Consider the following 17,369-nt stretch of genomic DNA (forward strand, 5'->3'; position numbering starts at 1 on the left):
GTAGGAGTCCTCTCAGTGGATGGATCGCTTCGGCGCCACGCGGACGACCGTCGCACTCGATCCTATCGTGACCCATTAAGTTGCACACGGGTGTGCAAGAAAGATGTAGACTGCTGCTATGCCCACTCCCTCCACCCGTGCTCCACGTCGCGACGCGACCGCGAACCGCGAGGCCATCCTCAGCGCCGCCGCCGTGGCGCTGAACGAGGACATCGACGCGTCCCTCGAGACCATCGCCGCCCGGGCCGGCCTCAGCCGGCGCGCGGTCTACGGCCACTTCGCCACCCGGGACGAGTTGCTCGTCGAGGTGTTCACGCGCGGCGCCCGCCGCCTCGCGGCCCTGCTGGAGCCGGTGTCGCATCCCGACCCGCTGGTCGAGATCGCGCTGTTCGGAGCGACGCTCTGGGCCGAGGTCGAGCACATCCGCGTCAGCGCGGCCCTCGCCGTCCGCGGCCCCCACCGCGAGCTGGTGGGCACGGCCCTCGACCCGGCGCGCGAGCGGCTGCGCGAGACGGTCCGGCGCGGCATGGGGTCCGGCCGCATCCGGACGGACCTCGATCCCGAGACGGTCACCCGGCTGATCGAGAACGCGGCCGTGGCCGTGCTCGAGGAGGCGACGCGTACGGGGCTGACGCCCGAGGCCGGCCATGGACTGGTCATGCTCGCAGGCCTCGGCGCCGCGGGGATGAGCTGGCGCGAAGCGGGCGAGCTGATCGCGTCCACGCCGGAGCTGGCGTTCGTCCCGGGAGCGGGGACGGGTGCGGGAGCGGCAGCGGGCACCCGCGCCGCAGCGGGCACCCGCGCCGAAGCGGGCGCGAGCGGCTCGAGCGACGGAGGGCGGCAGCGATGAAGGTCGTCCTCGACCGGGTCGGGAAGGGCGCCGCCCTGCCGCTCACCTCCGCGACGTTCGAATCGGGGCGCGCCTCCCTCGCCCGGGCTGAGACCGAGCAGCGGCCGACCGTGCTCGGGCTCATCGCCTCCGGGCGGATGCGTCCCGACTCCGGGACCGTGGCCATCGACGGCGTCACCGACTACGCCGCGATGCGTCGGCGCATCGCCCTGATCGACGCGCCCGGCGTCTCCGAGCCCGCCGCCGATGTCACCGTGGCCGGTGTGGTGGCGGAGGAGCTGATGTTCGCCGGCCTGCGGTCGCATCCCCTCGCTGTGCGGCGCTGCCTGCGCGAGCTCCAAGCGTCCGAGTGGTCGCGATCCTCGATCGGCACGGTGCCGCCGGCCGTCCGCATCCGCCTGCTCGCCGAGCTGGCGCTGCTGAGGAAGGGAGTGGATGCGCTGGTCATCGTCTCGCCCGACCGTCACGGCGGCGATCCCGTCGACTGGTGGCGGTTCGCTCGCGAGCTCGCGGGACGCGACACGGCCGTGCTGGTCGTGGCGGGCGACGCCTCCGCGGCGGCGATCGCCGCCGCCTCCCTGGTCTCGCGAATGGATGAGACCGGCCCGGACACTTTCGACGAAGACCCCGGCCGAGACGACACCGATGGGCTCCCGGACCTGATCGTGGAGCCCGAACCCGAACCCGAGCCCGAGCCCGAACCCGACCCCCGGCCCACCCAGGAGCGCGAATGAAGATTCCGCAGATGATCGCGGCGGAGTTCCGTCGCCTCACGGCCAACCCCATGTCCATCGTTGCGCTCGTCGCCCTGATGTGCGTCCCGGTGCTCTACGGCGGCCTGTACCTGTGGGCCAACCAGAACCCCTACGCGAACCTCGACCGCATCCCGGCCGCCATCGTGGTCGACGACGCGGGGGCCACCGTCGGCGGGAAGGACGTCTCCTACGGCGACGACGTCGCGAAGCAGCTGGTCTCGGACGGATCCTTCCAGTGGCACCGCGTGGAGCAGGGCTCGGCGGCGCGCGGCGTCGACGACTCGAAATACGACTTCAGCATCACCTTCCCGAAGGACTTCTCGACAGCCCTCGCCTCCGCCTCCGGGACGGACCCGCACCGGGCGATCGTCACCCTCACGACGAACGACACGAACAGCTACCTCGCCTCGACGATCGGCACGCAGGCGGCGGAGAAGATCCGCACCGCGATCGTCCAGCAGGTGAACGAGGAGGCGGCGAAGCAGTTCCTGGTCGGACTGGCGGACATCCGCTCGCAGCTCGTCACGGCCGTCGGCGGCGCCGACACGCTGGTCGACGGCAGCGCGAGCGCGCAGTCCGGTGCGAGCCTCCTGGCGGACGGCACGGCCCAGCTCGCGTCGGGATCTCAGGAGCTGTCGGGCAAGCTCGGGCAGCTCGCGGCGGGGGCACAGCAGGTCAGCGACGGGGCGGCCCAGGTCGCGGCCGGCAACAGGGAGTTGGCTACCCAGGCGAACCAGGCGGGGGCGGCGGCCGCCCAACTCGCGGCGGAGGCCCCGGCGACCGGCCGGCAGCTCCTCCAGGAATTGCAGGCTCGGCACGTCGATTCCTCCGTGATCGCGCAGGTGCAGGCGTCGCTCGCGAGCATCGACACGACCGTGCAGTCGGGCAACCGCCGCATCCAGAGCGCCGTCGGCCAGATCGACCAGCTCTCGGCCGGAGCGGACCAGGTCGCGGGTGGCGCATCCCAGGTCGCGGCCGGCTCGCAGCAGGCCGCGGACGGCGCATCGCAACTCGCTTCGGGCGCTGCCACCGCGGCGAGCGGATCTGCGCAACTGCGCGACGGGCTGACCAGCCTGCACACCGGCACCGCGCAGCTGCGCGACGGGCTGCAGGCGGGCGTCGGCCGCATCCCGGACAGCTCCCCCGAGCTGCGGCAGAAGCAGGCCAGCACCATCGCCGACCCGGTCGACCTGAAGAACGACTCGATCACCTCCGCCGGGACCTACGGCGCCGGGCTCGCACCGTTCTTCGTCTCGCTGGCGGCGTGGATCGGCATCTACGCGCTGTTCCTGATCGTCAAGCCGGTCTCGCGCCGGGCCATCACGGCACTCCACTCGCCGGTGAAGATCACGCTGGCGGGATGGCTCACACCGGGCCTTCTCGGAGCAGTGCAGATGATCGGGCTGTTCGCGATCGTGTCCGGCGCTCTCGGGTTCCGGATCGACGATCCGCTCGGGATGTACGCCGTGATGGGATTGGCGTCCGTCACGTTCGCGGCGATCATCCTGGCGCTCAATGTCTGGCTCGGCAGCGTCGGGCAGTTCCTCGGGCTCGTGCTCATGGTGATGCAGTTGGTGACGGCGGGCGGGACCTTCCCCTGGCAGACGCTGCCCGGACCGCTCGCCGCGCTGCACCATGTGCTGCCGATGTCGTACGCGGTGGACGGCCTCCGTCAGCTGATGTACGGCGGCAACCCGGCGACGGCCTGGTCGGATGCCGGAGTGCTGGCCCTGTGGATGCTCGTGGCGCTGCTGATCTCGGCGATCGGCGTGACGCGGATGACGCACTTCCGGACGCTGCGCGACCTGCGTCCGTCGCTCATCGGGTAGGCGGGCGCCGTCGCCGGCCGGCGCTAGGGTGGCGGCGTGACAGAAACGCTGCGCATCCTGCACCTCTCCGACACGCATCTGTACGGAGACGGGAGGCTGCACTACGGCATCGTGGACACGCTGGCCGGGCTGGATCGGGTGCTCGCCCGAGCGGCGACGCTGACCGGGATCGACGCGGTCGTCGTCTCCGGCGACCTGTCGGAGGACGGGACCGCGGCCTCCTACCGCATCCTGAAGAGCACACTGGAGCCGTGGGCGGCGCAGCGCGGAGCGGCCGTCGTGTACGCAATGGGCAACCACGACCTGCCGGACGCCTTCGAGGAGGTGCTCGGCCCGAGTGAGACCGAGACGACCGTGCGCGGGTTCCGCATCGTGACGGTCGACAGCAGCGTCCCGCGCGCCGGCTACGGACATGTGGACGACGCCCAGCTGGACCGGTTGCGGCGGGTGCTCGCGACGCCGTCCGAGCGGGGCACGGTCGTCGTGCTCCACCATCCACCGGTCGAGCCGACGACGGTCCTGTTCGAGCCGCTGCGGCTGGTCGACCCCGAACCGCTGCTCGACGTGTGCGGCGGCGGGGATGTGCGCCTCATCCTCGCCGGGCATTTCCACCACGGACTCGTGACCGAGGCCGGTGCGCCGGGCATCCCGGCGGTCGTCGCGCCCGCCGTCGCCAATACGACGGACGTGCTGTGGCCGCCGCCGCGGGAGCGGGCCGTGCGGGGAGCCGGGTTCGCGTGGGTGCAGCTGCCCTCGCAGGGGCCGGTGCGCGCGCACATCGTGACCGCCCCCGCGCCCGACGACGGCGAGACCGTATACGAGCTGGATGCGGCCGCCATCCGACGCATCGCCGACGACGCCGGGTGGCACGGGTGACCCCGCCGACCGGCGCCGGCGCCGGCACCGCCGGATACTCGGGCACGCCGCTGTGGAAGAAGCTCGGCCTGAAACCCGGGATGCGCGCGACCGTGCTGCACGCCGATCCCGGCTGGAGCATCCCGCTCGAGGACGGGCCCGAAGTGGACTGGGTCGAGGACGGGCAGCGGGGACTTGTCCTCGCGTTCTACCGGCACGCCGCCGAGTACCTGGACGAGCTCGATGAACTCGGCGAGCGCATCCGTCCCGACGGGATGCTGTGGGCGGCGTGGCCGCGGAAGGCCGCCGGACACGTGAGCGACCTCGACGAGAACCTCATCCGCGACGCCGCGCTCGCCCGCGGCCTGGTCGACGTGAAGGTGGCCGCCCTCGACACCGACTGGTCCGCCCTCAAACTCGTCTGGCGCCGCACCAACCGCTGACCCCGCCCTCCCGCCCCACTATCGAGTCCGCACAGACTGCACGCAAACCCGCTCCAAATCGTGCAATCTGTGCGGACTCGATGGTGGGGCGGGAGGCTAGGGGAAGGGGACGTGCTGGGTGATCCAGGCGTGCATGGCGACGGCGGCGGCGGCGGAGGCGTTGATCGAGCGGGTGGACCCGAACTGCGAGATCTCCACCACGGCGTCCGCGGCGTCCAGAGCCGCCGGCGACAGGCCCGGACCCTCCTGCCCGAAGAGCAGGACGCACTCCCGCGGGAGTGCGAACGTCTCGATCCGGACGGAGCCGGGCACGTTGTCGATCGCGATGACCGGCAGGCGGGCGCCGCGCGCCCAGGCGACGAAACCATCCACGTCGTCGTGGTGCACGACGTGCTGGTAGCGGTCGGTGACCATGGCGCCGCGCTTGTTCCACCGCCGGCGCCCGATGATGTGGACGGTGTCCGCCGCGAACGCGTTCGCGCTGCGCACGATGGAGCCGATGTTCATATCGTGCTGCCAGTTCTCGATGGCGACATGGAACGGATGCCGGTGCCCGTCGAGATCCGCGACGATCGCCTCCATGCTCCAATACCGGTAGCGGTCGATCACATTGCGTGTGTCGCCGTGGCGGAGGAGCTCGGAGTCGTACCGCGGGTCGTCCGGCCACTCGTCCGCCCACGGGCCGACCCCGTTCGTCGTCAGCTCGTGCGTCGGGTTCGGCGTCTCGTCCACCGGTTCAGCGTATCCACCGCGGCGGGCAGCCTCACCTCCGTCGGACCTCCCCCCTAAGCTGGACGCATCCGCTTCCGGTGAAAGGGGTCCAGGTGACGCGTCGCGACGAGATCGAGTGCTGGCTCACCGACATGGATGGCGTGCTCGTGCACGAGAACCAGGCGCTCCCCGGTGCGACCGAGCTGATCCAGCAGTGGCGTGACCAGGGCACGCCGTTCCTGGTGCTCACCAACAACTCCATCTTCACGCCGCGCGACCTGGCCGCCCGGCTGCGCACCTCCGGACTGGATGTGCCCGAGGAGTCGATCTGGACCTCCGCCCTCGCGACCGCCGACTTCCTCAAGTCGCAGGCGCCCGGCGGCAGCGCGTACGTCATCGGAGAGGCGGGCCTCACCACCGCCCTCCACGAGGCCGGCTTCATCATGACCGACACCAGCCCCGACTACGTGGTCGTCGGCGAGACGCGCAGCTACTCCTTCGACGCGATCACCAAGGCGATCCGCCTGATCGGCAAGGGCGCCCGCTTCATCTCGACCAACCCGGATGCGACCGGCCCCAGCGCCGAAGGCCCGCTGCCGGCGACGGGAGCCGTCACGGCCATGATCACGAAGGCGACGGGCCGGGACCCCTATGTGGTCGGCAAGCCCAACCCGATGATGTTCCGTTCGGCCATGAACCGCATCGGAGCGCACTCCGAGAACACGGCGATGATCGGCGACCGGATGGACACGGATGTCATCGCCGGCATCGAAGCCGGCCTCCACACCATCCTCGTCCTCACCGGGATCAGCGACCAGGCGGAGATCGAGCGGTACCCCTTCCGGCCGGACGAAGTGCTGGGCGGCGTGGACGAGCTCGTGGTCCGCGACCCTGTCGAATCCGAGCTCTGACCGGTCGGCGCGGTCGGAGGGGGGCCTGTGGACGAGATCGCGCGCATCCGCTCCGCGATCCGCGAGGCCGCCTGCGCGGCCTGGACAGCGCTCCGCGACGAGCGACCCTCGGAGGACTTCTACTACTTCGGGCTGTGGACGACGACCCTGGCGCACCGGCCGGTGCCTACGGCCTGCTCGATCCAGGGGCTGCAGCGCGCGGTCGACGACGCCCGCAGGCAGGGTCTCCCCCTGGGGGAGGACGACCTGCGGTGGAGCGTGAACGATTCGCCCTACGACCAGTTCGGCGACGAGCTTTTCGCCGGGATCGAGCCCCTCTTCGATGCGGTCGGGGATGCCTACGACCGTCCGCACGAGGTGAATCAGGCGCTCCTGGAGGCCATGATCGGCGGGCTCGCCGACCTGGACGCTGAAGGATTCTTCGGGACGGGTCTCGAGCGGGAGTCCCTCGTGCTGAATGTCACGCTGCCCGCCCATGAGCGGCCGGCGGATGCGCTGGAGTCGGCGCGGCGCCTCAATCCGCCGCGTGCACTGGTCCGCTACGCGGCCGATCTGGTCTCGGCGGAACGCGGCTGACGCGAGGGCCGCGCCGAGTGCGGCGCGGAGTGCGGCGTGGCCGAGGGCCGCCGGCCGCCGGCCGAGCGGCGTACGCGATTCAGGCGGCAGGTCCGGGGCCGGCCACCGAGGACGTGAGCGGCTCACCGCCGGAGCGGTTGGCGAAACAGTAGTACGAGCGCTGGCCGTCCTTCCACTGCTGCTCGGTCGCGGGATAGGAGCCGACGACCTGGAGGTCGGGATACGCCGCCGCGGCACCGAGGTCGATCACGCCTCCCGCCGTGCACAGGCCGGGAATCTGCTGGGCGAGGGCATCGACTCCGGGGTAGGGAGCGGCCGGGTCCGCCGACAGCAGGTTGGTGTAGACCAGCTGCGCGGCGTGCGGGGTCGCGCAGTCCACGACGGTGAAATCCTCGGCCCAGACGTTGGTGAAGGGCTGGATGCACTCGCCGCCGCCCAGCGTGTCCCAGGGATGCACGCCGGGCCCGACGGCAGCCGCGGGTTTCGGAGTGACCGTCGGGGTCGGCGTAGGAGTGGGGGTCGGCTTCGGCGAGGGACTGGCCGGGTGGGACGCGGTCGAGACGGGCGCCGGCTGGGCCGCACGGAACAGAAAGGGGATGCGGGTCCCGAGTGCGAAGAGGCCGATGAGCACCAGCACAACAGCGAGCGCCCCCGCCAGGGAGAACAGGATCCGGTTGTTGCGTGAACCCCAGAGGCCCGGGGCCGCCGGGCCTGCGGGGCTCGCGGTCTGCGGGCCGGTGGATGCGGACGCCGCCAGCGGTCCCGTGGGCACGGCCGGATCAGCGAGGGCCGCGGGAGTGGACGGGAAAGGGGTGAACGCCTCGGTCTGTGGCAGGCTCGAATCCGTTGGCGTGCTGAGAGTACGGGAGGACTCCTGGGCGCTGAAGGGCGAGGCGTCCGCCGGTGGCATGGTGAAGGGCATCGTCGCCAGGAGTTGCGGCCCCTCCTCCTCGGCCGCCGGCTCGGGCTCGGGCTCGGGCTCCGCATGGCGTTCGGCCGGCCCTGTCGGGTGTCGGTCGTCGTCCAGGTCCTCGTCCACCGGTTCTGCGGCGACCACGTCGCCGAAGAGCGCCGAGATCCCGTCGGCCTCGTCGACGTCGCCCAGGTCATCGGCTGCGTCGTCGTCCGCACCCACGGATTCGGCCGGCTCTCCGGCGGCGGCCGCTGCGGTCCACCACCCGAACGGCTGCGGTTCCGCCTCCGGTTCGGATGCGGCCGCGATGCTCTCCGCATCGATCGGACTCGTCGCCGGCGAGGGGACACCACCGAGAGCCACCTCCGCCTGCGCGGCCGGAACCGCCGGCTCGGACGGCAGGACCGGAGGCCCGTCGTCGCGCCCGGGCCGGAGCAGTGCGTCCAATTCGGCCGCATCCAGCTGCTGGGTCGGGGTGTCGACCCCGGGCTCGAGCAACGCCGACGCGTCGAGGGGAGGGAGCACCGGCTGCTGCGGCGCGTCCGGCGTCGGGGTGACGGCCTCGGGGGGTGTCGACGGCGCCGGCGGGCGGGTGAACGCAGACGGATCCAACGGGATGATGCTCGTCGTGTCGCCGATGACCGAACGACTGGAAGGCTTATCGGGTTCGGACGGGCCGAAGCCGAGGAGCGCGGCCAGCCCGTGACCATCGGCGGTGTCGTCCCCGTCAGGCACGTCCGTTGCCGGCGGATCGAAGATCGAGCGGGGCGTCTCCTCCGCGGCCGGAGCGACCGGCGCTGCGGGCTCGGCCGCCGGGATCACCCACGGACGAGCGGGCGGCTCCTCCACAGGCGCGTCCAGCGGCGGCTCCTCCCCTACCGGTTCAACGGACGGCTCGACAGGCGACGGCTCGACCACCGACGGCTCAACAGGCGACGGCTCAACAGGCGACGGCTCGACCGGCGACGGCTCGACCACCGACGGCTCGACCGGCGACGGCTCGACCACCGACGGCTCGACCAGGGGTGCGCGGTACACCGGCGGCACCAACGGAGGGACGATCGGAGGCTGCGTCGGCAGCACCGGGGATGCGGCGGGCGCTGGCGCCGGAACATCCTCGCTCGGAGCGGGAGCGTCCTCCGAGTCCTCTGTGCCCGGATCCTCGACCGAGGGCGGTTCGACGAGCGGATCGCCGCCGGCGCCGGGCGTCAGGTTCCAGTTGAAGGCGACGGGGAATTCCGTCTGCGCGTCCTCGACCGCAGCCGGCTCCTCGAGCGTGTTGCCGAGAAGGTCGTCGAATCCTGCTCCCGCACTCGGCCGCGGTGTCGACGGAGGAATCGGCCCCACCGGAGTCCGCTCATCCACCGAAGGCTGCCCGCCGTCCGGCCGGTGCTCCGAAACCGGACCCTGCTCCGAAACCGGACCCTGCTCCGCTACCGGACCCTGCTCCGAAACCGGACCCTGCTCCACCGGGGGACTCTCAGCCTCCGGCTCCTCCCGTTCTCGCCGCTGCGCGGGCGGCGTGACGTGCCTGCCTCCCGTGAGCTGCTGGAGCAGCCAGTCGGCACTGCCCGCCGTCGGCTCACCGCCCGCCGGCTCGCCGGCCGCCTCCGGCTCGTCGTCCGCCGCGCCCCGCCCGCGCTCATCGGACACTACGCCAGCCCCAGGTCCTTCAGACCGATGGCGGCGAAGTACGGGTACCCGGCGGCCTCGATGACCTCACGTGCGCCGGTGTCCCGGTCGACGACGACGGCGACCGCGGCGATCTCGGCGCCCACCTTCGTGAGAGCCTCTGCGGCTTTGAGCGGCGAGCCTCCCGTCGTGGACGTGTCTTCGAGCACGATCACGCGCTTGCCCGCGAGGTCCGGCCCCTCGACCTGCTTTCCGCGGCCGTGGTCCTTCGGCTCCTTCCGGACGACGAAGGCGTCGTAGGAGAGCCCCTGGGCGGCCCCCTGGTGCAGGATCGCGGCAGCGACCGGATCGGCGCCCATGGTCATCCCGCCGACGGCGAACACGTCCGGCACATCGCGGATGAGATCGATCATCACCCGGCCGATCAGCGGAGCGACTCGGTGGTCCAGGCTGACCTTGCGCAGATCGACGTAGTAGGTCGCTTTCTTGCCGCTGGTGAGCGTGAAGTCCCCGTGGAAGACCGCTTCGGCGGCGATGTAGTCGATGAGCTGCTGTCGTGCGTCGGTCACACCCCGATTCTAGAGGGGAACACCCGGCCGCCCGGGAGTTCTCCACAGGCTCCGACGCTCCACGCATCGCCCACAGGATCGGGTGGCGTCAGCGGTGGCCGATACGATCGGGACATGCGCGTCGCCACCTGGAATGTGAACTCGATCCGCACCCGCGTGGTCCGGGTCGTCGACTGGATGGTCCGCGAGGACGTGGATGTGCTCGCGATGCAGGAGATCAAGTGCACCCCCGAACAGTTCCCGTACGCGGCGTTCGAGGCGGCCGGATACGAGGTGGTCCTGCACGGCCTCAACCAGTGGAACGGCGTCGCCGTCGCCAGCAGGCTGCCGATCAGCGACGTCACGATCGGCTTCCCGGACATGCCCGGCTTCCTCAAGGACCACGACGGCCCCGACCTGCCCAAGGAGGCACGCGCGATCGGTGCCACGGTCGACGGCCTCCGTCTCTGGAGCCTCTACGTGCCGAACGGCCGCTCGCTTGCCGACCCGCACTACGTCTACAAGCTCGACTGGCTGGCCGCGCTGGCCGCCGACACGCAACGCTGGCTTGCGGAGGACCCGACGCTCGCCCTCGCGCTGATGGGCGATTGGAACGTCGCGCCGCTCGATTCCGACGTCGGTGATCCGGCCCTCGTCCCGGGTCTCTCCACCCACATCTCGCCGCCCGAGCGCACCGCCTTCGCGGCGTTCGAGAAGGCGGGCCTCTCCGACGTCGTCCGGCCGATCGTCCCCGACGGCTACACCTACTGGGACTACAAGCAGCTGCGGTTCCCGCGCAACGAGGGCCTGCGCATCGACTTCATCCTCGGCTCGCGCTCGTTCGCCGAGCGCGTCGTGGGTGCGAGCATCCACCGCAACGAGCGCAAGGGCGCGGCCCCCAGCGACCACGTCCCCGTGCTCGTGGAACTGGCGCCCGTCGCCGCGGCGGAAGACGACGACGACCGTCCGATGATCTTCGGCTGAGGGCGGCCCGATCAGCTCCCGCCGATCCCCTCGGTGACCTGCACCGGGCTGTCGAAGTCGCGGTCCGAAAGTCCCTCGAGGGCGTCGATCACCTCTTTCGGCGCGCCCTGACCTTGCGCCGCGCCGACGAGATCGGCCTTGCTCGCCGGGTAGTCGACCCCGCTCAAGTACTTCTGCACGTCGATCTGGATGGGCCGGTCGGCCATGGTGGTCTCCTTCCGTTGCTTCCCTGGATGAGTCCATGCGTACCCCGATCTCGGCGGGTGGCAAGGCGTCCACCGCTTTTCGCACGATCGCGCTGTGAAGTCCAGGCCCTATCCCGATCGATTGTGCGGCCTAACGTCGCGTCTGATCGAGATGACGACGAAAGGAGCAGCGATGGCTGCAGTGACCCGATCCATCGACGTGAATGTGCCCGTCACGACGGCATACAACCAGTGGACGCAGTTCGAGTCGTTCCCCCACTTCCTCGACGAAGTGGAGGAGATCCGTCAGGTGGATGACACCACGAACCACTGGCGGGTGAAGATCGGAGGCGTCGAGCGTCAGTTCGACACCGTGATCTCGGAGCAGGTCCCGGACGAGCGCGTGGCGTGGAAGTCCGTTGCCGGCGACACCGAGCACGCGGGCGTCGTCACGTTCCACCGGCTCTCCGATCTCGAGACCCGGGTGACGGTTCAGCTGGAGTGGGCTCCGTCGGACGCGGTGGAGAAGGCCGGCTCCGTGTTCGGCCTCGACGACCACGCAGTGAAGAAGGACCTCGAGAACTTCAAGGAGTTCATCGAGTCGCAGGGCACCGAGACCGGCGCGTGGCGCGGCGAAGTGGATCGCGGCGAGACGATCTGACCACGGCGTGCGGTCGTCGCGGCCCGGGCTCGTGCTCGCGACGGCCGCATCCCTCTGTCAGCGCACCAGGTCGGCGGTGATGACCAGGTTGTCGGTGGAGGGTCGGCCGTCGGGCCGCTGAAGGCAGGTGATCACGACCAGCCGGCCCGGAGTGTTCGCCCAGATTCCCGCGAACGCGGGCAGGTCGGTCTTCGTGACGATGTGCGATTCCGTCACCCGGTACTGCGCACCGGCGACCGCGATGGGCGAGCCGACCGGCACGCGAGAGGCTCCCCGGGCGATGTCGAACAGGTAGTTGCCCGGTCCGACACCGCCGCCGCGGATGGAGTGCATGACCACGAACACGGTTCCGGCACCGGGATTCGCGGGAGTCGTGCCGATGTTGCGGACCCGGTACGCGTCCTGGAAGCCGGGCGGGGTGATGGTGTGGTCCACCTCGTTCATCGCCGCCAGCGGGACGTCGAGTCCGACCGCGGGAACGGAGAAGCGGTCGCCGGCCGGGGCGCTCACCTCCATCCGCTTCACCGTCGCCGGCGCTGGAAGCACGTCCGGCTCGATCGCCACCTGGTTGCCCGCGAGGTCTCGGACGGTGTGGGCCGGGGCGGCCGCCGTGGCCGCCCATCCGACGGCGCCGACTCCGATCAGGACGACCGCGACGCCGAGGGCCACGATGACGAGCCCGTTGCGTCTGGGACGTGCGGGCTGCTCGCTGCCCGGCTCGGACAGGGCGGCGCGTGGTGTGCGCATAGGTCGTCCTCCTTCAGGGGTTCGGTGTCGGGATCCTCCCGGACCGGTGCGTGCACCGGTCCGGGATCCGGATCAGGAGCGGCGCGACGCGCGAGTCCGCCACGCCATGAGGACGACGAGACCCAGGAGGACCACGCCGGCACCCAGGGTCATCGCCCAAGCGGAGGGCACGGCACCGACGACCTCGCCACCGGTGTTCACGGCCGCGGCGATGGGGGTCGCCGGGCCTTGCACCGCGGGAGTGACGACCGGGCTGGTGATGTCGATCGACAGCTTCGCCGTCGCGGTCAGTCCGCTGGTGTCGGTGACCGTGTACGGCTGCGTCGTGACCGGTCCGTGGTAGTCCTTCTCGGGGGTGAAGGTCGCCACCGGCTGGCCATTCGTCAGGGTGATCGACCAGACTCCCTCACCGGGAACCGTCTTTGTGGTTTGGCCGTTGTCGAACACGACCCCGGTGATCGGGCCCGTTCCCGGCGTGGTGGTCGGCGTCAGCGTCGCCGTCCTGTTCGGGTCGATCGTCCGGTGCTGGTCCGTCGTCGCCGGCGGGGTGTTGATGTCGATCGACAGCTTCGCCGTCGCGGTCAGTCCGTTGCTGTCGGTGACCGTGTACGGCTGCGTCGTGACCGGTCCGTGGTAGTCCTTCTCCGGAGTGAAGGTCGCCACCGGCTGGCCATTCGTCAGGGTGATCGACCAGACTCCCTCACCGGCAACCGTCTTGGTGGTCTGGCCGTTGTCGAACACGACCCCGGTGATCGGGCCCGTTCCCGGCGTGGTCGTCGGCGTCAGCGTCGCCGTCTGGTTCGGGTCGATCGTCCGGTGCTGGTCCGTCGTCGCCGGCGGGGTGTTGATGGTGACGGACAGCTTCGCCGTCGCGGTGGCGCCGCTCTCGTCGGTGACCGTGTACGGCTGGGTGGTGACCGGTCCGTCGTAGTCCTTCTCGGGAGTGAAGGTCGCAACCGGCTGGTCGCCCGTCAGGGTGATCGACCAGACTCCCTCACCGGGAACCGTCTTGGTGGTTTGACCGTTGTCGAAGGTCACGTCCGTGATCGGCTTGGTCCCGGGACGGACGGACGGGTTCAGTGTCGCGACCTGGTTCGGATTGATCGTGACCTGAGAGTCGTCGGCGACCGGCGGCAGCGCGATCGCGAACGCGATGCCCTGACGTCCGGATCCACCGCGTCCGGTGATCTCGGCGCTGACCGTGGTCGCGCCATCCGCCTGCACCATCACGATGCCCCGGGCAGAGACGGAGGTCTCGCCGGGCAGAAGCAGGCTCTGGCAGGTGACCGAGGTCGTGCCGAAGCCGGTCAGGACGCTGTTGCACGGGGTCCCGTAGGCGGCGTTCGTGTTCCCTGAGACCTTGTTGCCGGCGGTCGGAACCACCTCCTGCAGGTTTTTCAGGGGAACGTCGGAGGTCCAGACGAAGCCCTCATTGGTGTTGGTGGACTCGGCGTCCGTCATCACCAGCGAGTAGCCGGTGACCGGCTGCCCGCTCGGGTTGGTGATGACGAGGTTGTTCAGGGTGACGGTCTCGCGGGGACCGGCCACCGCGTACGGCGACGTCGCGTCCGCCAGCTCGTAGAGGGCCGGCGCGCCGGACGTGCCCGTGTAGTAGGGAGTGCCGGCGATCGTGTTGCCGAGGATGGCGCGGGACCAGATGTCCGTGCCGAACGCGGCGGAAGTGAGGCCGACGGAGCCGGTCGGGCCGGCCGCGACGGTGATGTCGAACGATGCCGCATAGCCGCCGATGTTCAGCGACATCGGCTTCGTGATGGAGTTGCCGCGGATTTCGGCGCCGGTCAGCGAGCCGAAGGCGGACATGTCGATCCAGCACAGGCTCGACGCAAGGGGACCACCGGTCCCGTACGAGCAGCCGTTGGCGGTGGCCGGGGCGGCTTGGACGGCCGGGGCGGTCGGGGCGGCCTGGGCGGGGGCGACGCTCAGCAGCGGAGCGGAGGCCAGGAGAGCGGCGGAAGCCGCCAGGGCGGCCCATTTCCAGATGCGGCCCCGCAGCGTGCGGGCAGGGGTGGGCGGGTGAGTCTCGGGAGACATGACGGATCCTTCGGGGGGTCGGGTTGTTCGGGTCAGTGCTTAGACGCAACCGCGGAAGCCGAAGGGTCCGCGAGTTTCGGGGCTCGCCGGTGGGTGACCGCGGGAGAAAGCTCCGCGGCAGGCATTCACGCGCTGATTGCGACACATAAGAGACGAGCAATCTCGCTACTTATGACGCCGCTTTCGAAAATATTTCAGTTGACTTTCGGGCCGGGCCGAAAGACGACCGTCGGGAGGTCAGGCATCGCCGGGCCGGTGCTCCGGCTCACCGCGTTCGACGATCGTGGCGGGGTCCACATCGTCCTCGGGCGGGACCGGGATGTCGCCCTGGTCGTCGGGGCCTCCGGTGCCGGGGAGGACGGACGAACCGGTGGACTCATCCTGCAGCACCTCGGTCTCCCGCTCGCTCGACGGGCTGTACGCCCGGTCCCGGGCCGTCTGCTGGGCGTCGCTCGGGTGGTCATCGGGTTCCGGCGGTTCGGGGGCGTCCGGTGTCGCGTTCATTGGGGGGACGGTACGCGCACTCGGCGGACGGCCCAACCCCCTGGCGTCCACCGCCTCCTGGTGTTTCCTGGGGTCCAAACCGATGAAGGAAGCGGAGGTCGATCCATGGCATTCCCCGAGCAACAGCAGCAGCCGCCCGGCAGCACCGAGGCGATGGAGCCGCGCCCCGACCACGGCGAGGAGAGCTACCGCGGGAGCGGGAAGCTCACCGGCAAGGTCGCACTGATCACCGGAGCCGACAGCGGCATCGGCAAGGCGGTGGCGATCGCGTACGCACGCGAGGGCGCGGACGTCGCCATCTCCTACCTCGATGAGGATTCCGACGCCGAAGACACCGCGAAGTGGGTCCGGGAGGCCGGCCGTCGCGCCATCCTCCTCCCCGGCGACGTGTCCGACCCGCAGCACTGCCGTGACCTCGTCGCGAAGACAGTCAACGAGCTCGGCGGCATCGATGTGCTCGTCAGCAATGCGGCGTTCCAGATGACCCACGAGTCCCTCGACGAGATCCCGGACGAGGAGTGGGACCACACGATCGCGACGAACCTGTCGGCGTTCTTCCATCTGGCCAAGGCCTCTGTCCCGCACATGAAACCGGGGTCGAGCATCATCGGCTCCTCCTCCGTGAACTCCGACATGCCGTCGCCGACCCTCCTCCCCTACGCCGCGACCAAGGCCGCCATCGCGAACATGACGGCGTCGCTCGCACAGCTCCTCGGCGAGAAGGGCATCCGCGCGAACAGCGTGGCGCCCGGGCCGATCTGGACGCCGCTGATCCCCTCGACGATGCCCGACAAGAAGGTCACGCAGTTCGGCAGCGACACCCCGCTCGGTCGTCCTGGTCAACCGGCCGAACTGGCGCCGGTCTACGTGCTGCTCGCCAGCGACGAGGGCTCCTACATCTCGGGAGCGCGCATCCCGGTCACCGGAGGCCGGCCCATCCTGTAGCCGAACACCGAGCCGGCCGAGGTGCTACTGCCGGCCGGTGAACTCCTCCATGGAGTCGTAGACGCCGAAGACGCGCCCGGCGACCGCATCCCACGCCCGGGTGGGCAGGATGCCGCGGAGCGTCTTCGCGAGGCCGACGGTCCACGGGAGCATGAGCATCGGCCGGCCCGCGAGCATCGCCCGCCAGACGCGGTCCACGACGTACTCCGGAGTCATCATCGGGGTCAGCAGCGGTCCGCGTGCGCCCTCGAACATCCCGGTGTCGATGTAGCTCGGGGCGACGGTCGTGACCTTGACGTGCCCGAAACCCTGCTGCTGCAGCTCTATCCGGAGGCTGTCGCTCCAGCCGATGACCGCCCACTTGCTGGCGGCGTACACGCTCATCCGCGGATTGGAGACCGTCCCCGCCGCCGAGGCGATGTTCACGATGCGCGCCTCGCGGCCGCTCTGCAGCATCCCGGACACGAACTCGCGCGTCACATACATGGGGGCGAGCGCGTTCACCTGCATGGTGGGGCGGGTGTCGTCTCCGTTGTCGTGCTCCCAGAAGTACTTGCCGCGGACGATCCCGGCGTTGTTGATGAGGACGTCGATGCCGTCGAGCTCCTTGCGGACGGCCTGCGCGGTCTGTGCGATCGCGCCCAGCTCGGACAGGTCGACGACGTACGGAAGGACCGTGGTGGTGGGCCGTCCGGCGGCGGAACTCGGCGAGCGCGGAGGCGCCCCCCACGCGGCGGCCGTGCGGCCGGCGAGCACTTCGTGCCGCAGCCGCTGGGTCACATCCTGGAGTCCCGCCTCGTCACGGTCCCACAGCACGACGGCGCGCGCACCCTCCAGGACCGCGCGCTCGGCGTAGAGCCGTCCCATGCCGGAGGCCGCACCGGTGATGAGCACGCGTGCGCCGCGGACCGTTCTCGCCATGTCCCTATCTTCGCAGCGTTACACAGAGATGATGGATTCGGCTCCGGCGCCGACGTGACTCGAAATTACACGGACGCCGTTCGCGGCTGTCTTTTTGTGGATCTGTCCGTCGACGCCGGGGTCGCTGCGGGCCGGGCGGGGAACATGACTTGATAGGAGCCTGACCGGGAAGTGGTCTCACCTTTGTGCTGTCTGCACCTACCCGACCCGCGGTGACGTTCATCACCGTTGGAAGGGAATCCCGTCTATGACGAGCATGACACTCGACGCGCCTCTCACCAACCCGTTGTCTCCCCCGGACGAGCTGGTTGCAGGCGTCGACACGCACAAGAACACGCATCACGTCG

The 17,369-nt window shown here is 70.4% G+C and carries 18 protein-coding genes; 10 read left to right on the forward strand and 8 right to left on the reverse strand.

The annotated features are described in order from the left end of the window. Positions 1-118 precede the first annotated feature (118 nt). From BM287_RS17125 to BM287_RS17145, 5 genes are read left to right on the forward strand one after another with little or no spacing between them, the layout of a single operon-like run. Positions 119-850 carry a TetR/AcrR family transcriptional regulator gene (locus BM287_RS17125; protein ID WP_244528427.1) on the forward strand — a complete coding sequence of 244 codons (732 nt, stop codon included), beginning with the start codon at positions 119-121 and terminating at the stop codon, positions 848-850. After that, a complete protein-coding gene (locus BM287_RS17130) occupies positions 847-1,584 on the forward strand; it encodes a hypothetical protein (protein WP_244528429.1) in 738 nt (245 codons plus the stop codon). The genes BM287_RS17125 and BM287_RS17130 overlap by 4 nt, the downstream gene beginning before the upstream one ends. Then, the gene (locus BM287_RS17135; RefSeq protein ID WP_090042126.1) at positions 1,581-3,434 is read left to right on the forward strand and encodes a YhgE/Pip family protein; all 1,854 of its coding nucleotides are present in this window, start codon (positions 1,581-1,583) and stop codon (positions 3,432-3,434) included. The genes BM287_RS17130 and BM287_RS17135 overlap by 4 nt, the downstream gene beginning before the upstream one ends. Positions 3,435-3,470: 36 nt before the next feature. Next, positions 3,471-4,310, forward strand: a complete 840-nt coding sequence (locus tag BM287_RS17140) for a metallophosphoesterase (RefSeq protein WP_090042123.1) — start codon at positions 3,471-3,473, stop codon at positions 4,308-4,310. Continuing rightward, on the forward strand, positions 4,298-4,732 hold the full coding sequence (locus BM287_RS17145; RefSeq protein WP_244528430.1) for a DUF3052 domain-containing protein: 435 nt from the start codon (positions 4,298-4,300) through the stop codon (positions 4,730-4,732). The genes BM287_RS17140 and BM287_RS17145 overlap by 13 nt, the downstream gene beginning before the upstream one ends. A gap of 96 nt (positions 4,733-4,828) precedes the next feature. On the opposite strand, the gene BM287_RS17150 is transcribed toward BM287_RS17145, so the two are convergent. After that, positions 4,829-5,464, reverse strand: coding sequence for a TrmH family RNA methyltransferase (locus tag BM287_RS17150; protein WP_090042121.1), 636 nt, complete (start codon positions 5,462-5,464; stop codon positions 4,829-4,831). Between the two features lie 92 nt (positions 5,465-5,556). Here BM287_RS17150 and BM287_RS17155 point away from each other — a divergent pair, with 92 nt between their 5' ends. Both BM287_RS17155 and BM287_RS17160 read left to right on the forward strand, forming a co-directional pair. Further along, complete coding sequence (locus BM287_RS17155) at positions 5,557-6,354, forward strand: HAD-IIA family hydrolase (protein WP_090042118.1); 798 nt, start codon at positions 5,557-5,559, stop codon at positions 6,352-6,354. 27 nt (positions 6,355-6,381) lie between these two features. Further along, positions 6,382-6,930 (forward strand): DUF4303 domain-containing protein, encoded by a 549-nt coding sequence (locus BM287_RS17160; RefSeq protein ID WP_090042116.1) that lies wholly within the window; start codon positions 6,382-6,384, stop codon positions 6,928-6,930. A 79-nt stretch (positions 6,931-7,009) separates the two neighbouring features. Here the strand turns inward: BM287_RS17160 and BM287_RS17165 are convergent, their stop codons facing one another. Beyond that, positions 7,010-9,496: a hypothetical protein gene (locus BM287_RS17165; protein WP_170857611.1), complete on the reverse strand. Its 2,487-nt coding sequence runs from the start codon at positions 9,494-9,496 to the stop codon at positions 7,010-7,012. Then, positions 9,496-10,044, reverse strand: coding sequence for an orotate phosphoribosyltransferase (gene pyrE, locus BM287_RS17175; RefSeq protein ID WP_090042108.1), 549 nt, complete (start codon positions 10,042-10,044; stop codon positions 9,496-9,498). Before pyrE ends, BM287_RS17165 begins: the two co-directional genes overlap by 1 nt. Positions 10,045-10,158: 114 nt before the next feature. Here pyrE and BM287_RS17180 point away from each other — a divergent pair, with 114 nt between their 5' ends. Continuing rightward, entirely contained in the window at positions 10,159-11,007 is an 849-nt protein-coding gene (locus BM287_RS17180; protein WP_090042103.1) for an exodeoxyribonuclease III, read from the forward strand. Positions 11,008-11,018: 11 nt separating this feature from the next. Here the strand turns inward: BM287_RS17180 and BM287_RS17185 are convergent, their stop codons facing one another. After that, positions 11,019-11,213, reverse strand: coding sequence for a DUF2795 domain-containing protein (locus BM287_RS17185; RefSeq protein WP_090042100.1), 195 nt, complete (start codon positions 11,211-11,213; stop codon positions 11,019-11,021). Between the two features lie 172 nt (positions 11,214-11,385). Between BM287_RS17185 and BM287_RS17190 the strand changes: the two genes are divergently transcribed. Next, positions 11,386-11,853: an SRPBCC family protein gene (locus BM287_RS17190; RefSeq protein WP_090042097.1), complete on the forward strand. Its 468-nt coding sequence runs from the start codon at positions 11,386-11,388 to the stop codon at positions 11,851-11,853. Between the two features lie 57 nt (positions 11,854-11,910). Here BM287_RS17190 and BM287_RS17195 read toward each other — a convergent pair whose 3' ends face one another. The 3 genes from BM287_RS17195 to BM287_RS17205 all read right to left on the reverse strand — a co-directional run bounded on the left by BM287_RS17195 (position 11,911) and on the right by BM287_RS17205 (position 15,156). After that, positions 11,911-12,600, reverse strand: a complete 690-nt coding sequence (locus tag BM287_RS17195) for a class F sortase (protein WP_244528432.1) — start codon at positions 12,598-12,600, stop codon at positions 11,911-11,913. 72 nt (positions 12,601-12,672) lie between these two features. Then, the gene (locus BM287_RS17200) at positions 12,673-14,652 is read right to left on the reverse strand and encodes an Ig-like domain-containing protein (protein WP_090042096.1); all 1,980 of its coding nucleotides are present in this window, start codon (positions 14,650-14,652) and stop codon (positions 12,673-12,675) included. A 237-nt stretch (positions 14,653-14,889) separates the two neighbouring features. Then, positions 14,890-15,156 (reverse strand): hypothetical protein, encoded by a 267-nt coding sequence (locus BM287_RS17205; RefSeq protein ID WP_090042091.1) that lies wholly within the window; start codon positions 15,154-15,156, stop codon positions 14,890-14,892. 105 nt (positions 15,157-15,261) lie between these two features. Between BM287_RS17205 and BM287_RS17210 the strand changes: the two genes are divergently transcribed. Continuing rightward, positions 15,262-16,101: an SDR family oxidoreductase gene (locus tag BM287_RS17210; protein WP_090042089.1), complete on the forward strand. Its 840-nt coding sequence runs from the start codon at positions 15,262-15,264 to the stop codon at positions 16,099-16,101. 24 nt (positions 16,102-16,125) lie between these two features. Here the strand turns inward: BM287_RS17210 and BM287_RS17215 are convergent, their stop codons facing one another. Continuing rightward, the gene (locus BM287_RS17215) at positions 16,126-17,022 is read right to left on the reverse strand and encodes an SDR family NAD(P)-dependent oxidoreductase (RefSeq protein WP_090042087.1); all 897 of its coding nucleotides are present in this window, start codon (positions 17,020-17,022) and stop codon (positions 16,126-16,128) included. Between the last annotated feature and the right edge of the window lie 347 nt (positions 17,023-17,369).

The organism is Leifsonia sp. CL147 (genome assembly GCF_900114565.1).
Classification (GTDB): domain Bacteria; phylum Actinomycetota; class Actinomycetes; order Actinomycetales; family Microbacteriaceae; genus Leifsonia.

Excerpts from the sequence above, each read along its gene's own strand:
- BM287_RS17125 (WP_244528427.1), top strand. The coding sequence starts at position 119 with ATGCCCACTCCCTCCACCCGTGCTCCACGTCGCGACGCGACCGCGAAC.
- BM287_RS17130 (WP_244528429.1), top strand. The coding sequence starts at position 847 with ATGAAGGTCGTCCTCGACCGGGTCGGGAAGGGCGCCGCCCTGCCGCTC.
- BM287_RS17135 (WP_090042126.1), top strand. The coding sequence starts at position 1,581 with ATGAAGATTCCGCAGATGATCGCGGCGGAGTTCCGTCGCCTCACGGCC.
- BM287_RS17180 (WP_090042103.1), top strand. The coding sequence starts at position 10,159 with ATGCGCGTCGCCACCTGGAATGTGAACTCGATCCGCACCCGCGTGGTC.
- BM287_RS17185 (WP_090042100.1), bottom strand. The coding sequence starts at position 11,213 with ATGGCCGACCGGCCCATCCAGATCGACGTGCAGAAGTACTTGAGCGGG.
- BM287_RS17190 (WP_090042097.1), top strand. The coding sequence starts at position 11,386 with ATGGCTGCAGTGACCCGATCCATCGACGTGAATGTGCCCGTCACGACG.
- BM287_RS17195 (WP_244528432.1), bottom strand. The coding sequence starts at position 12,600 with ATGCGCACACCACGCGCCGCCCTGTCCGAGCCGGGCAGCGAGCAGCCC.
- BM287_RS17200 (WP_090042096.1), bottom strand. The coding sequence starts at position 14,652 with ATGTCTCCCGAGACTCACCCGCCCACCCCTGCCCGCACGCTGCGGGGC.
- BM287_RS17205 (WP_090042091.1), bottom strand. The coding sequence starts at position 15,156 with ATGAACGCGACACCGGACGCCCCCGAACCGCCGGAACCCGATGACCAC.
- BM287_RS17210 (WP_090042089.1), top strand. The coding sequence starts at position 15,262 with ATGGCATTCCCCGAGCAACAGCAGCAGCCGCCCGGCAGCACCGAGGCG.
- BM287_RS17215 (WP_090042087.1), bottom strand. The coding sequence starts at position 17,022 with ATGGCGAGAACGGTCCGCGGCGCACGCGTGCTCATCACCGGTGCGGCC.